Origin of the sequence: Oceanipulchritudo coccoides (assembly GCF_010500615.1) — a bacterium.
GTDB lineage: Bacteria > Verrucomicrobiota > Verrucomicrobiia > Opitutales > Oceanipulchritudinaceae > Oceanipulchritudo > Oceanipulchritudo coccoides.
The window spans coordinates 675,810-689,536 of record NZ_JAAGNX010000003.1 but is presented as its reverse complement, the minus strand read 5'-3'; the positions used below and the strand labels follow the sequence as shown (position 1 = coordinate 689,536).

Genomic DNA, 13,727 nt, shown 5'->3' with positions numbered 1-13,727 from the left:
GATCAGCGTTTGCGTTTCACAAGATCCAAAAGGGTTGAGGTGTCACCGCCATCCATGAGCAGGCGGCGCTCGTCCGAGCGGGTTTCACCAATGGCTGTTACACGGATGGCAGCATGGTCCTTGACCGGACATTCATGTTCGCAGATTCCACAGCCGATACACAACGACGGGTCCACATAGGGACGGCGGAGCGTGATCATGTTGCCGTCGCGTTTCTTGATTGTCACCTCGCGCGAATAGATGGCCTTGGGCGAGGTGGGGCAGACCTCCTCACAGACGACGCAGGGTGTTTCCATGGTCCAGGGAAGGCAGCGGCCATGATCATAGAAAGCAGTCCCGATGCGCACGGGTCCCTGCTCGGCAAATTCTCCGCGTCCATTCTTTTCCTCAATGGAGATGCGCTGAATGGCTCCCGTCGGGCAAACCTGGCCGCACAAGGTACAATTCAGCTCACAGTAGCCAATCTTCATGTTGAGGATGGGTGTCCAGAACCCTTCCAGGCCGGCCTCCATCAAGGTGGGTTGAAGGACGTTGGTGGGGCAGACCCGGATGCACTGGTCACATTTGATGCAACGCTCAAGGAATCCATCCTCGTGTACGGAACCCGGTGGGCGAATCACTTTCTTGTTGAAATTGGAATCGCTGTCGCCCGAGCCCCTTGCCACGGCATAACCGGCCATGCCGAACAAGGCCCCCATTGCAGCCCGGCGGCCGGGAAGTGGGGGACCGCTCACTTCGTGAGCTTTATTCGGCATGAAGCTGAAGGAAATCGCATCTACCGGGCAGTCGTCGATACATTCAAAGCAGACAAAGCATTCGCTCTTTCTCAACTGTGTATGCGGATCGCTGGCGCCCTGGCAATTTTTCAGGCAGGCATCACAATCGATGCAGGTGTTCGGATCGCGCTCAATGCGCCAGAGGGAAAAGCGTGAGAGAAATCCGAGGAAAGCGCCCAGGGGACAGACCGCGCGGCAGAAAAAGCGCGGAATGATCACATTCATTCCAACAAAGAAGAACAGGATGAATCCCACCAGCCACGCGCCGACGTGAAAGTATTGCTTGATGTAAAATGAATCGGGAAGAAGGAGGTTGATCCCGGGAAGGATGGCGGTGCTCATCGACCGGTGAAAGAGGCAGATCGGATCCAGCAGGCCGATCTGCAGGGAACCGAAGAGGGCGGCGACCAGCATCGCGACAAGCAAGACATACTTCAATTGTTGCAGATGGCGGAACCTGTTGGCATCGATGTTCCATTGTTCGTCCCTGCTGCCAAAGAGGAAACGGGTAAACTGATGCAGGGTTCCGTACGGACAGATCCAGTTGCAGAAGAATCGCCCGAGGACAAGGGTTGGGATTAACAGGACCAGTCCCAAGATCAGGGATTTGTAAATCGTTCCCGTGGTCAGGGAGGTCGCAAATCCAACCAGGGGATCCAGCTCAAGAAAGAGCGAGACCGGATATCCCTTCAGGTAACGCAAGTCGGTGATGATGACAAAAAACAAGAACAGGCAGAAAAAGAAGGTCTGCGAGACAATGCGGACGCGTGTGATGCGCATGTCCGCAATGACCGTCTTGATAAACCAGCTGACTGCCCGCGAAAAGAGGTTCTTCTTTTTTTCCGGACCTGAGTGTTCCTTCTTTTTTGCTGATTGAATGTAGGCTGTGACCGGCGAATCAGTTTGCGGAGGATTCGGCGTGGAGCCTCCACCGCCGTCGCAACCGCAGGTTTCCTTGTTGCAGCTCATACGCGCACCTCCTTCCAGGATGAATCCTTCCAGTTGATGTTACCCAGGCCGCGGGCATGCGCCTTGTGCAGGTAATCCAGATTGGCCAGGTCCCGCTCAAGCAATTGTGTGTATCCATAACTGTCTACAGCGACCATGTCCGTGCCAGCGACAACAGTACCCATTTCCTTGACATCGGAGAGGCGTCCACCGGTCGGGCCATTGCTTTGGAGGACGTGCATTCCATCGAGGACGACGAGCGTCGGCTTCATCATCAGGGCAAAGTCCGAAATGATGCTGTGGATATGTTGATGGAATTGGTTTCTCCTCCCGCCGAGAAGACCGTACCAGTTCTTCATGGTCATGGAAGCGCTGCACAAGTTGTGATCCTTGCAGGGGGCAATTCCGATAACCTTGTCCGCCTGTTCAAACGGGCGGTGAAAGAGTGGCCAATGGCGCAGGATTTCCCCTTCGAGTTGCAAGTGGGTGAAGGCCCCTTGTTCCGGGTAGATCAATTCGAGATTCAGTTCCTTGGCAACCGCCTCCAATCCGCTTTTCAGGAAACATCCTGCCGGGCTGTTGATGGGATTGTCCGCGACGATCACCTTGCGCGCGCCGGCTTCGAGGACCAGTTGGGCAACCGCCCGCAGGCTGTCGGGATGCGTTGTTGCAGCAAGTGCGGGTGGCCGGTCAAAGGCGACATTCGGTTTCAGCATGACGACATCACCTTTTTTCACAAAGCGCTTCATGCCACCAAGGGCCTCAATTGCGGCCCGCGTAGTCGCGATCCGTTCCTGCCCGTGGGCAATTGCCAGATCGGCGAAAGTTCCCGTGTTTTCGACGGTGAAGCCGGGCAGGATAATGCCGGACTTGTCACCAAATCCGGGCACAAAATGCTGTCGTTCCCAGAGCCAGAAGCCGGCCGCAAGGGCAGCTGCTGAGGTGGCACCGGTCAGGGTCAGCTGCCGGATAAACTGGCGGCGATCCATTCCTTTGGGATCGGGGACTACGGGTTGGCGCGGCATGGGTTTCTTTTATTAGTAGCTAAAGTCTTCTTCGGGTTCGCTTGTCTCTGCCCCGGCAAGCTGTGCCATGACAAATCCCAGCGCGAGCTCCCGGTCAGGGGCATTTATGACACCAGAGACAAGTTGGTCACGGGTGTAGATGACGCTCCATTCTCCAAACACTTCCCCGATGAATACACTTGTTCCGGCTTCCTTGAATTCCTCGTCAAGGGTTCCGTATTTTGAATAAAACTCCCGAAGCGATTCCCAATTGGACAAGGCGGTCGAGGAGTCGGCAGACTGCTGGGCAAAGGAGGACAATTCCGTACCGTCAATGTTGTAACGGGCCTCAAAGACCGCGTTCAGGACCTCCTGCCCGTAGGCGTTTTCATTGATATAGGTGAGCGTTCCGGGTAACTGGCCGGAAGCGGGTAGGGCGAGGCGGCCCTCCATGCCGGAATCATCATTCGGGAGTGAGATGACGAGCTGCCGGGCAAATGATTCCGCGGCCGCCAGAACGGTGGGGTCATCCGAGGAGGCGAGCAATTGCACATAGACCGGCCCGTGCCGGAGAAAAAATCCCATGCCGCTGAGGTAACCGTCGCCGGCAAACTCCAGGGGAATTCCAGAGGGATCGCGTTCCGCTGAGAAAATGCCGAAGGCGTTCAGCGGGGAGGCCATCCGGAAAAGGAAAACATCGACAAATTCGCCTGCTGAACCCTCGAGGGAGAATGACCGTGCAGTCAGTTCCTGGAAATTGTACTCAAAGTAGGCCGGCGCCCGGCCGTTGATTTTCTCGTAAAGGGTCGCCTCCGTGTAATGCTCGGTAGTGCCCATGGGGACGAGGGACTCGACAAATGACGGCAGAACCTTTGCCGGTGCGGTAGCGCTTCCGCTACTCTGTGCGACAAACGCCTCATTGGATCTCAAATCTGTTTCGTTCCGCAATGTTGCCGCTTTGCCCTCAACCGCTTGGCGCGTTGATTCAAGTGCGCCGGCGTCACCCGTGTACGTTGCCGGATCAAAGCGACTGCCTTTCATGACGATGCCAACCGCGATTCCAGCCAGCAAAACGAGAATAATCCCACCAATGGTCTTTTCCTTCAGGTGGATATCCGTGCGGTGGAAGGGTTTTCTCTTGGCTACTTGAGTCACGTTGGGGGGATGGTTGGTTGAGAGCTGCCGAGAACGGCGCGAACACCGCCTCTTTCTTCTTCTTACAAGAAACGCCCCGTGGCTCAACAAAATTTTGTCTCAGTCACCCCACAACCACGGTCTGGATGTTGGTAAATTCCCGGATTCCCAGCTTGGCCAGTTCGCGCCCGTATCCGCTTTTACGGATGCCACCGAAGGGCAGCCGCGGGTCGGATTTGACAAAATCGTTAATGAAGCAACTGCCCGCCTTGATCCGTGAGGCGATTGAGCGGGCCTTTTTCGTGTCCTTGCTGAATATGGCGGCTCCCAGCCCGAATTCTGAGTCATTGGCGATATTCAGGGCCTCCTCAGCATCACTTGCGGCGATAATTGCCGCCACTGGGCCAAATGTTTCCTCCTCGTATGCGGGCATGCCCGGCTTGACCTCGTCGAGCACGGTCGGTGGGTAAAAATATCCGGGACGGTCGGGTATTTGACCGCCCATGAGCAGCCTGGCTCCAGCCGCCACACTTGATGTAACCTGCTTGTGCAGGTCGTCCCTGAGATCGGCCCGCGCAAGCGGCCCGAGATCGGTGTCGGGTTCCTCGGGGTCTCCCATGAGACGCGTGGTCATGCGGGAAATCAGTTTTTCGGTAAACGCCTCCCTGACGGAATCCAGCACGATGAAGCGTTTTGCCGCGATACAGCTCTGGCCACTGTTTAAGAGGCGGCTCTGGGCGCACTTTTCAGCTGCCAGATCCAGGTCGGCATCCTCGAGGATGATGTAAGGATCGCTCCCGCCGAGCTCGAGGACACTCTTCTTAATCGCTTTCCCCGCCGCCGCGGCGACAGCGCTTCCAGCAGCTTCGCTGCCCGTCAATGTAACGGCCTGAATATCGTCGGACTGAATTGCCTGTTGGATTTCCTCCGGGCCGGTGATGATCGTCCGGAACAAGTTTTCCGGGTAGCCGGCTTCGCGGAAGACATCTTCAATGGCCAATGCGCAGCCGCTGACATTGGAGGCATGTTTTAAAATGGCCCCGTTTCCAGCAGTCAGTCCCGGAGCGGCAAAGCGGAAGACCTGCCAGAATGGAAAGTTCCACGGCATGACTGCGAGGACCACACCCAGCGGCTGGTAAGCGACATAGCTCAGTGCGGCATCCGAAGGAACTGACTCGTCTTGGAGAAACGTCGGGGCATTTTCTGCAAAATAGCGGCAGACCCAGGCGCATTTCTCGATTTCCGCGCGCGACTGGCTGACCGGCTTGCCCATTTCGCGTGTGATCAGAAGAGCAAACTCATCCAATCTTGATTCAAGGACTTCTGCGGCCTGGTGGGCGAACTGAGCCCTTTTGTTACACGATACCTGAGCCCATTCCTGTGCGGTCGAGGTTGTTTTATTCAAGATTTCCCCGACCTGCCCAAAGTCCATGGACGGGTATTCACGGATTAGCCCTTCTGTGGCAGGATTAACAGATTTCACCATGCCTATGTTCTATGACTTGAGCGTTGCAATTGCAAGGGGCTCCTTTCCATCAGAAGCAAGTGTTCTATCGAGCCGTTCTGGATGGAATTTTCACTGAAGCGTTGTCTTCTCCCCGAATCCGGTCATATTCCTTTTCATGAAAGTCAATAAACTCCTTCTTGTTCTCCTCGCAGTTTTTACCCTGTCCATGAACCAGCTATCCGCCCATTGCCAGGTCCCTTGTGGCATCTACGGGGATGATGTCGTATTCGGGGAATTGACGACGGATGTCGCCACCATTGAAAAAGCGATGAAAGAGATCGTTCGGCTCGGCGGGGAAGAATCCGTCAATTATAACCAGCTTGTTCGCTGGGTGACCAACAAGGAAGCGCACGCACAGAATATTCAGGATGTCATGTCCGCCTATTTTCTCGCCCAGCGTATCAAATTGGAAGCGAAAGATACCGCCCCGGAAAAGTACACGCAACTGGTTGAACTAGCGCACGAGATCACTGTCCTTGCCATGAAGTGCAAGCAGACCACGGATCTGGCCAATGCGGCTAAATTGAGCGAAGCGTTGCACGATTTCCAGCACGCTTACCAGGGAAAATAAGTTGCTTCAGCTTGTCTCTTGGGCTAGGTTCCAAGTATGGACTTCGGGGCAACCGTATCCGATTTGCACATCTTCAGCCACCACTCGCGGTCGAAGCAATACCTGCGGCACATTGAGGAAACTGCTGGCAAGGCGAAGGTCTTTGTCCTGAACGGGGATATCTTTGATTTCAAGTGGTCGGAGCATGGCGTATTCAGCCGTTCCGTAACGGCGGCGACACGGTTTATCAAGGAACTGATTGAGCAGGCGCCGGACTGCCAGTTCTTCATTACATTGGGCAACCACGACGCGGTACCTCCCTACATGGATGCCTTGGACGAGCTGGCGCAGAGTCATCATAACCTCACTTGGCATGAGTTTGCCGTCCGGGTGGCCGACCGGGTATTCCTCCATGGCGATGTTATCCATGCGGGTTGTACCAACGATGCCCTGCGTACTTTCAGGAGCAAGCTACAGCGACCGGCAAATGGTCATGCCCTGCAGCGTATGGCACATTCAGCGATACACCGGTCGCGTGTCTCGTCGGTGGCTCTTCGAATGGTTCCCAAGAGACTGCTCGCATCGCGAATTCTGGCTTATCTCGACCACGAGGACTGGCTGAATAATGGGTCCATTCGGCATGTCTACTTTGGTCATACACATAATCACTTTGAGGATTTCCAGCACCAGGGGTTTACCTTTCACAATTGCGGTGCGGCAACTCATGGCGCACGGCTCCGTGTTGTCCGGTTCCCGCTGAAAAAGAAGTCAGCATGAAGAATGATTTGGAAACCCCCTTGGATTCCGGAGAGCACCGAGCTCTCAGGGATCAAATGATTGAGCAGCAACTGCGCCCAAGGGGAATTGAGGATGAGGCTGTTCTTGAAGCAATGGCGCGTGTTCCCAGGCAACTCTTTGTTCCTGTGGAGCTCCGGGCAATGGCTTATGCTGACGGACCACTTCCAATCGGCGAAGACCAGACAATCTCCCAGCCCTATATTGTCGCTGTAATGAGTGAGGCACTACAATTGAAACCGGGTCAGCGTGTGCTTGAGATTGGAACGGGTTGTGGATACCAGACGGCGGTGCTTGCGGAAATGGGACTTAAAGTCTATACCATTGAGGTCTTGCCGGGTTTGGCAGATGAGGCAAAAAGCAGGCTTCGATCAATCGGGTATGGGGACGTTGAATTTCGCACAGGCAACGGCCGTCATGGCTGGCTGGAAGAAGCCCCGTTTGACGGAATTATTGTCACGGCAGCGCCGGTGGCTGTTCCGAACGTATTCCTTGATCAGCTTGCTCCGGAGGGGCGTCTCGTTATCCCGGTCGGCAGATGGAGCCAGGAGCTTCGTGTGTATCGAAAAGATCGTGACGGCTGCATCGAGCGACAATCCCTTTTTCCGGTCCGGTTTGTTCCCCTTGTCAAGACCCCTTGAGTATTCGGGTCTGACGGAACATTCCGGAATCAATCCTGCACCAGCTTGAGGTGGTGCCGATGGTCTTCAAGCAGCTTCAGTTCAATTGAATAACAAGGATAGTCCTCGAAAAATCCGGGTATGTGCTCAGGCCATTCAACTGCGATCAGGAATGGGGACGCCAGAAATTCCGCAATGCTGAGGGTGTCCAGCTCATGGGCGTCCGAAAGGCGATAGGCATCCATGTGGACCAACTGTCGCCTCCCTTGATATATCGTGTAGATATTGTAAGTGGGACTGGTAACCGATTTTCTGATTCCCAAGCCGTGGGCAATGCCGCGGACCAAAGTTGTTTTCCCGCTGCCAAGGTCCCCACTGAGGGCGAGGGCAACATCATCCGGCAAAGCTTGTGCCAACCTGGCCCCGAGGGCTTCGGTTTCCTCGGCAGAGCCGGTGCAGATGCCCGCCTTCAATTCCTCCAGAATACTCATGGCCTTTTATCAGTTTGGGACCGGCGGCCTCAGCCAGTGACATTCGCCGGAAGGAGCAGGATCCAGATAATGGAATTCAGATTGAAGAAGGCGTGGAAGAAAATGGGAACGCGGATACTTCCAGAAAGTTCATAAGCAAAGCCGAGACAGACCCCCACTGCAACGAGGCCCGGAAGGCTTTGCACATTCCCGTGCACGAGGCCAAACAGGGTTCCACTGATCAAAAGGGACAAGGCCACGGAAGTTTTGCCCTTGAAGAAGCGATAAATTCCTGCCCGGAAGACCGTTTCCTCAACAACTGGGGCAACCACGACAGCCAGAAGAATCAATCCTACGAAGACAATTGGGCTGCTTGCTTCCTGAAAGAGGACGACGGCATCCTGCAAAGGCAGATTGATGTCAAATCCCTGTTGGCGCAGATACTCGAGCAAACCATTCCATGCAACACCCACACCGTAGACAACCGGGAGGGAGGCGAGAAAGTAAAACAATCCGAGAAAGAGGCTCTGGCCCAGCGAAATGATCTTCGGACTGATGGGCCCCTCATTTGCACTGCGGAAGTGAAAACGAAAGCGAAGGAATACGTATAGCATCCCTGCCTGAAGCAGAATCCCGCCCATAACCATCATGCCTGTTCCCGGTTCAGAGCCTTCCCCGCTCATCCAGCTATAGAATTGCATGAGCATCGCCCCGGAGAGAACAAACCAGAGCGTCAGGGTCACCATGAAGAGGGCGAAGTCACTCGTCTTGAGGGGCCAAGGGGAAACGGTATGTGTCCCGATCCGGCGGGCACGGCCAACTTTGAGAATGAGGACGATGAAGGAGACCAGGCTTCCCAGCAGGAGCAGGATCATATAGGCCAGGACAAAGGGCTGCTCCAGCAACCATGCTTCAATCTCTTCCGGTGTCATTGTGCGGTAATTTGGTTTCCATCCCAGACAGTCTTGCCAGCGACGATTGTGCGAAGGACCTTGCCCTTCAAGCGCTTTCCGTTCCACGGGCAGTTGGTGGATTTTCCATGAAACTGGTCTGGATCGACAACAATTTCCGCATCGGGATCGAAAAGGGTGATGTCTGCCTTGGCTCCCGTGGAGAGGGTGCCCGCGGGAAGATTGAGGATCTCCGCGGCCATGTGCGTCATGCGGGCGATCAGGAACGACAAGTCGCAGCGACCGGAATGGACAAGGACCTCAAGCGAAGCGGCAAGGGCGGTTTCCAGGCCAATGATGCCGAACGGGGCAATGTCGAACTCGTTGTCCTTCTCGTCCGCTGTGTGCGGAGCATGATCGGTGGCAATCACCTCAAGGGTGCCATCCAGGACGCCTTCGATGACAGCCTGCCGGTCTTCCTCAGTACGGAGTGGGGGATTCATCTTGAAGACCGGATCGTAGTCCTTGCAGCACTCGTCCGTAAAATACATGTGGTGGGGTGTTGCTTCGCCCGATACGCGGATTCCGCGTTTCTTGGCCCGGCGAATGATGTCGACCCCATAGGCTGAGCTCACGTGCTGCATGTGGATGTGTGCGTCAAACTGTCGGGAGAAGACGACATTGCGGGCAATGATCAAGTCCTCCGCAGCACTGGGCCAGCCCTTCAAGCCCAGCTTCAGGGACCAGTAACCCTCATTCATGACGGCGCCTTGGGTCATGCTGGCATCCTGGCAATGGTCCATTACCGGGAGGTCAAACATGCGGGCGTATTCTACGGCCCGCCGCATGATTTCATTGTTCTGCACGCAAAGCCCGTCATCCGTCACCGCGACGATTCCCTCGTTTTTCAGGGACCCGATCGGAGCGAGCTGCTCGCCCTTCATTTCCACGGTCAGGCAACCTGTCGGGTAGACATTGACGATGGCGTTGCGTGTAATGGAATCGTTGATACGCCGGATGGTTCCCGGATTATCACCGACTGGGCTGGTATTGGGCATGCAGACAATTGTCGTGAACCCACCGGCTGCTGCAGCCCGGGTCCCGCTGGCAATGTCCTCCTTGTGTGTCTGGCCGGGTTCGCGCAGATGAACATGAATATCGACAAGCCCCGGACAGACCACAGCGCCTTGCGCGTCGATGACCTCGGCCGCCTTCAACTCCGATTCACTGAGCGAATCGACGATGACTCCATCGCGTGCATACAGGTCGCCCGTTCCGTCCCGTTTGTTCGCCGGATCGATCACGCGTCCATTCTTAATCCAAAGTATGCTGCTCATTCTGAAATCAGGTTTTTATTATTGGCGGCCATGCAGAGGTAGATGACTGCCATCCGGTTGAAGATGCCATTCGCGACTTGCTGGAGGATGACCGAGCGGTTGCTGTCGGCGAGGGATGAATCCAGCTCAACGCCGCGGTTGACCGGCCCCGGATGCATAATGATGGCATCCGGCTTGAGCCAACTGGCCCGTTCCTGGTTCAAGCCGTAGAGGCTCTTGTATTCGCCCAGGCTCGGAAAATGGGTGGAAGTCTGCCGCTCATGCTGTATGCGGAGCAGCATGACCACATCGGCGTCCGCGAGGGCGGACTTCAGATCCAAATCCACTTCCACGCCGAGTTGGCGGAACCCGTCCGGGACAAGAGTGGCCGGGCCAGATAATGTGACCGAGGCGCCCAGCTTGTTCAGGGCGAATATATTCGATCGGGCAACGCGGCTGAAAAGGATGTCCCCAAGGATGGTGATTTTCTTGCCCTCGAGCGACTGGCCCAGCTTTTCGCGCATCGTGAAGGTGTCGAGCAGTGCCTGGGTCGGATGCTCGTGGGCCCCGTCCCCCGCATTGATGACCGGCACATTGAGGATTTTGCTTAAGTAGAGCGGGGAACCGGCTGCACTGTGTCGCAGGACCACCGTGTCCGCCTGAAGGGCCTCGACCACCTGGGCTGTGTCGCGGAGAGATTCTCCCTTGGTCAAGCTCGAGGCAGCCTGCTCGACGAGGGTGACATCGGCTCCGAGGCGCTTGGCGGCGATTTCAAAGGCAATCCGCGTTCGCGTGCTTGGTTCGATGAAGAGGTTCAGGATGGTCCGTCCCCTGAGCGAAGGTAATGACGCGGGGTTCGTGGCCATGATCTCCTTGAAATGCTTTGCCAGAGCGTGAACGGTGTCGATTTCCTCCCGTGTGAGGGATTCGATGGAGATCAGATCCTTGCGGGTCCAATTTGCGATCAATTCATTCATGGTTTGGATGGAGGATTCGCCTTGGAGTGATCGGCCAATCCCTTGATTCACTGGGGAGTTTTGGAGGATGAATTCCAACGACGCAACCCTTTAGGATAATCATTGGACAAGGTTGCCATTTCAGGAGGGATATCTACGGTTGCCACAATGTCAGAGGACATCTCAACGGCTGCCAGCCATGCCAACCTGCCTTTCGGGACGCTTGTCATTCAGGCATTGGACCGCCTCGGGGTGGAACATTTTATCCTGTCCCCGGGGTCCCGGTCGACCCCACTGGCCCTCGCGGTGGGCTCCCTCGGTGCGGGCAAGTCCACGGTTTTTATCGATGAGCGGTCGGCTGCATTTCATGCCCTGGGCCGGATCAAGGCCACCCGGCGACCAGTCGCCCTGATCTGCACTTCCGGCACTGCCGGTGCGCATTACTATCCGGCAGTCATTGAGGCACGGGAGGCAGGACTGCCCCTGATTGTGTTGACTGCTGACCGGCCACCTGAGCAAAGGTATTGTCATCACGGCCAGACGATCGACCAGCAAAAGCTTTTTGGCAGCTATCCGCTTTTCCACGCGGAGCTACCTGTCCCGGAAACTGGTTCTTCCATTCTGCGCGCGGTGCGGGAAATTTGCCGCAGGGCGGTTGAGGCTTCGCTTGGAATTCCCAATGGACCCGTTCACTTGAATTGCCCCTTCCGGGAACCGTTCTTTCCCAAAGAAGAGGAGGCCGGTGATCCGGATCCTTCTTTGCTTGAGGGACTGAAACCGGTGGTGGCTGCAAGAAGCACAAGCGATCTGCCCCTTGAGCTGCCCGAGCGCACGCTCATCCTTGCTGGTCCGAGGCCATGGAAGGATCCGCAAAGTGAGTTGGATGCCATTCTTGAGCTATCAACAAAGCGCGGGTTTCCCATCCTGACCGACGGGAGCAATCCCTTGCGCTATTCAGCTGGTGATGCCGCACAAGTCATTGTTCATCACGACCGCATCGTCCGGGATGACGCGCTATGGAAATCCCTTGCACCCGAGGCAGTTGTGCTCTGGGGCGAGCCACCGACCAGCAAATTGCTCCGGCAGCGCCTTTCGGAGCTGGATCTGCCAGGCTTTCAAGTCGGGAGTGGCAAACCGGGAATGAACCCTTTCCACGGAAAAATCGAGTGGGCCGGCACCTCCCTGGAAGCCTTTGTCGGGCGTGTCGACGGCCCCGCGGGATCTTTTGGCGCTATCTGGGCTGAGGAAGATGGTCGGATGGAAAGCCGGTTGGCCGCGGTATTGGACGAACCACATCCACTTTTCGAGGGTGATATTCATCGTGTACTCTCTCAGGCCCTTGCTGCGGGTACACCTGTCTGTTTCGCCAGCAGTCTGGCCATTCGTGATGCCGAGTGGTTCATGCCGCGCAGCAAATCCGGATTGGTACCGTTTAGCCAGCGCGGGGCCAATGGAATAGACGGGACCCTATCCCTTGCACGGGGGATTGCCGCCGGTAGTGGCCACCCGGTCTGCCTTGTCACGGGTGACCTCGCCTTTTTGCATGATTCAAACGGGCTCCTCGGCTCGGCCAGTGACGAAAACGGGCTGCTCGTCATCCTTATCAACAATTCCGGCGGTGGCATCTTTGAGCATCTGCCAGTGGCCGGGAAGAGCGCCGACTTTGAGCGCTTCTTTGGCACGCCACAGGAAGTGGATTTCAAGCAACTTTCGGAAGCGCACGGGGCACGACATCAGCGGGTTGAATCAATCGACGAGCTGCAGTGGGCCATCGAGGTCTGGAATCCGGCAGGCGTGACCGTCATTGAAATCCCCGTTGACCGGAAAATCAGCCGTGACTTGCATCGCCGCTTTATTGGATCAGGATTTGGAAAATAGGAGTTTGATATGAAAGCCCAATGGAAAACCGTTAAAACGTATTCAGATATTCTCTACGAAAAGTGGAACGGCATCGCCAAGGTGACGATCAACCGGCCGCATCGGCGCAATGCCTTTACGCCTGACACGGTGGATGAATTACTCGACGCATTCCGCGACGCAGCCAATGACACGCAGACGGGGGTTGTCCTCCTGACGGGTGCAGGACCGCACACCGACGGGAAGTACGCCTTCTGTTCAGGTGGTGACCAAAAAATCCGTGGCGAGCAGAAGGGCGGCTACGTCGGCAAGGACGGTGTTCCGCGCCTCAATGTCCTCGAGCTGCAACGGCTGATCCGGAGCATGCCGAAGCCGGTTATTGCGCTGGTTGCGGGCTACGCAATCGGGGGCGGCCATGTCCTCCATGTCATTTGTGACCTGACAATTGCCGCTGACAATGCCATTTTCGGGCAGACCGGTCCTCGGGTTGGCAGTTTTGATGGAGGATTCGGCAGCAGCTACCTGGCCCGGATTGTCGGACAGAAAAAGGCGCGGGAAATTTGGTATCTATGTCGTCAATACAACGCTGAGGAAGCTGAACGCATGGGCCTGGTGAACAAGGTGGTACCTGTCGACCAACTGGAAGAGGAAGGCATCGAATGGGCACTGGATATTCTGGAAAAGAGCCCCCTTGCAATTCGTTGCTTGAAAAGCGCGTTCAATGCGGATGTCGACGGACAGGCTGGCCTGCAGGAATTGTCCGGAAATGCCACGTTGCTTTACTATCTCACCGAGGAAGGCGAGGAAGGGCATCGGGCCTACGTGGACAAGCGCAAACCGGATTTCGGGAAGTATCCCTGGCTCCCTTGAGGACGAGACTGCGGTTGTCCCTCCGCGTGTGAAG

13 protein-coding genes are annotated in these 13,727 nt (G+C 56.0%); 5 read left to right on the top strand and 8 right to left on the bottom strand.

Translation table 11 applies throughout. From position 1 onward, the window contains the following. Positions 1 to 2 precede the first annotated feature (2 nt). The 4 genes from G0Q06_RS13470 to G0Q06_RS13455 form a co-directional block, all read right to left on the bottom strand. Positions 3 to 1,745 carry a 4Fe-4S dicluster domain-containing protein gene (locus G0Q06_RS13470; RefSeq protein WP_238710850.1) on the bottom strand — a complete coding sequence of 581 codons (1,743 nt, stop codon included), beginning with the start codon at positions 1,743 to 1,745 and terminating at the stop codon, positions 3 to 5. Beyond that, positions 1,742 to 2,749, bottom strand: coding sequence for a DUF362 domain-containing protein (locus G0Q06_RS13465; RefSeq protein WP_163967041.1), 1,008 nt, complete (start codon positions 2,747 to 2,749; stop codon positions 1,742 to 1,744). Before G0Q06_RS13465 ends, G0Q06_RS13470 begins: the two co-directional genes overlap by 4 nt. Positions 2,750 to 2,761: 12 nt before the next feature. Then, the gene (locus tag G0Q06_RS13460; RefSeq protein ID WP_163967040.1) at positions 2,762 to 3,883 is read right to left on the bottom strand and encodes a DUF6599 family protein; all 1,122 of its coding nucleotides are present in this window, start codon (positions 3,881 to 3,883) and stop codon (positions 2,762 to 2,764) included. A gap of 103 nt (positions 3,884 to 3,986) precedes the next feature. Continuing rightward, complete coding sequence (locus G0Q06_RS13455) at positions 3,987 to 5,348, bottom strand: NAD-dependent succinate-semialdehyde dehydrogenase (protein WP_163967039.1); 1,362 nt, start codon at positions 5,346 to 5,348, stop codon at positions 3,987 to 3,989. Positions 5,349 to 5,484: 136 nt separating this feature from the next. Here G0Q06_RS13455 and G0Q06_RS13450 point away from each other — a divergent pair, with 136 nt between their 5' ends. From G0Q06_RS13450 to G0Q06_RS13440, 3 genes are read left to right on the top strand one after another with little or no spacing between them, the layout of a single operon-like run. Beyond that, positions 5,485 to 5,940 (top strand): superoxide dismutase [Ni], encoded by a 456-nt coding sequence (locus G0Q06_RS13450; protein ID WP_163967038.1) that lies wholly within the window; start codon positions 5,485 to 5,487, stop codon positions 5,938 to 5,940. Positions 5,941 to 5,976: 36 nt separating this feature from the next. Continuing rightward, positions 5,977 to 6,696 carry a metallophosphoesterase gene (locus tag G0Q06_RS13445; RefSeq protein WP_163967037.1) on the top strand — a complete coding sequence of 240 codons (720 nt, stop codon included), beginning with the start codon at positions 5,977 to 5,979 and terminating at the stop codon, positions 6,694 to 6,696. After that, positions 6,693 to 7,355, top strand: coding sequence for a protein-L-isoaspartate(D-aspartate) O-methyltransferase (locus G0Q06_RS13440; protein WP_163967036.1), 663 nt, complete (start codon positions 6,693 to 6,695; stop codon positions 7,353 to 7,355). Before G0Q06_RS13445 ends, G0Q06_RS13440 begins: the two co-directional genes overlap by 4 nt. A 29-nt stretch (positions 7,356 to 7,384) precedes the next feature. Here the strand turns inward: G0Q06_RS13440 and tsaE are convergent, their stop codons facing one another. From tsaE to G0Q06_RS13420, 4 genes are read right to left on the bottom strand one after another with little or no spacing between them, the layout of a single operon-like run. Continuing rightward, a complete protein-coding gene (gene tsaE / locus G0Q06_RS13435) occupies positions 7,385 to 7,825 on the bottom strand; it encodes a tRNA (adenosine(37)-N6)-threonylcarbamoyltransferase complex ATPase subunit type 1 TsaE (protein ID WP_163967035.1) in 441 nt (146 codons plus the stop codon). A 29-nt stretch (positions 7,826 to 7,854) separates the two neighbouring features. Continuing rightward, positions 7,855 to 8,736, bottom strand: coding sequence for a CPBP family intramembrane glutamic endopeptidase (locus G0Q06_RS13430; protein WP_163967033.1), 882 nt, complete (start codon positions 8,734 to 8,736; stop codon positions 7,855 to 7,857). Beyond that, positions 8,733 to 10,031: a dihydroorotase gene (locus G0Q06_RS13425; protein ID WP_238710848.1), complete on the bottom strand. Its 1,299-nt coding sequence runs from the start codon at positions 10,029 to 10,031 to the stop codon at positions 8,733 to 8,735. Before G0Q06_RS13425 ends, G0Q06_RS13430 begins: the two co-directional genes overlap by 4 nt. Next, positions 10,028 to 10,987 carry an aspartate carbamoyltransferase catalytic subunit gene (locus G0Q06_RS13420; protein ID WP_163967031.1) on the bottom strand — a complete coding sequence of 320 codons (960 nt, stop codon included), beginning with the start codon at positions 10,985 to 10,987 and terminating at the stop codon, positions 10,028 to 10,030. Before G0Q06_RS13420 ends, G0Q06_RS13425 begins: the two co-directional genes overlap by 4 nt. Positions 10,988 to 11,134: 147 nt before the next feature. Here G0Q06_RS13420 and menD point away from each other — a divergent pair, with 147 nt between their 5' ends. Together menD and menB are read left to right on the top strand one after the other, a co-directional pair. After that, complete coding sequence (gene menD, locus G0Q06_RS13415; protein ID WP_163967030.1) at positions 11,135 to 12,844, top strand: 2-succinyl-5-enolpyruvyl-6-hydroxy-3-cyclohexene-1-carboxylic-acid synthase; 1,710 nt, start codon at positions 11,135 to 11,137, stop codon at positions 12,842 to 12,844. A gap of 9 nt (positions 12,845 to 12,853) precedes the next feature. Then, positions 12,854 to 13,693 (top strand): 1,4-dihydroxy-2-naphthoyl-CoA synthase, encoded by an 840-nt coding sequence (gene menB, locus G0Q06_RS13410; protein ID WP_163967029.1) that lies wholly within the window; start codon positions 12,854 to 12,856, stop codon positions 13,691 to 13,693. Positions 13,694 to 13,727 lie beyond the last annotated feature (34 nt).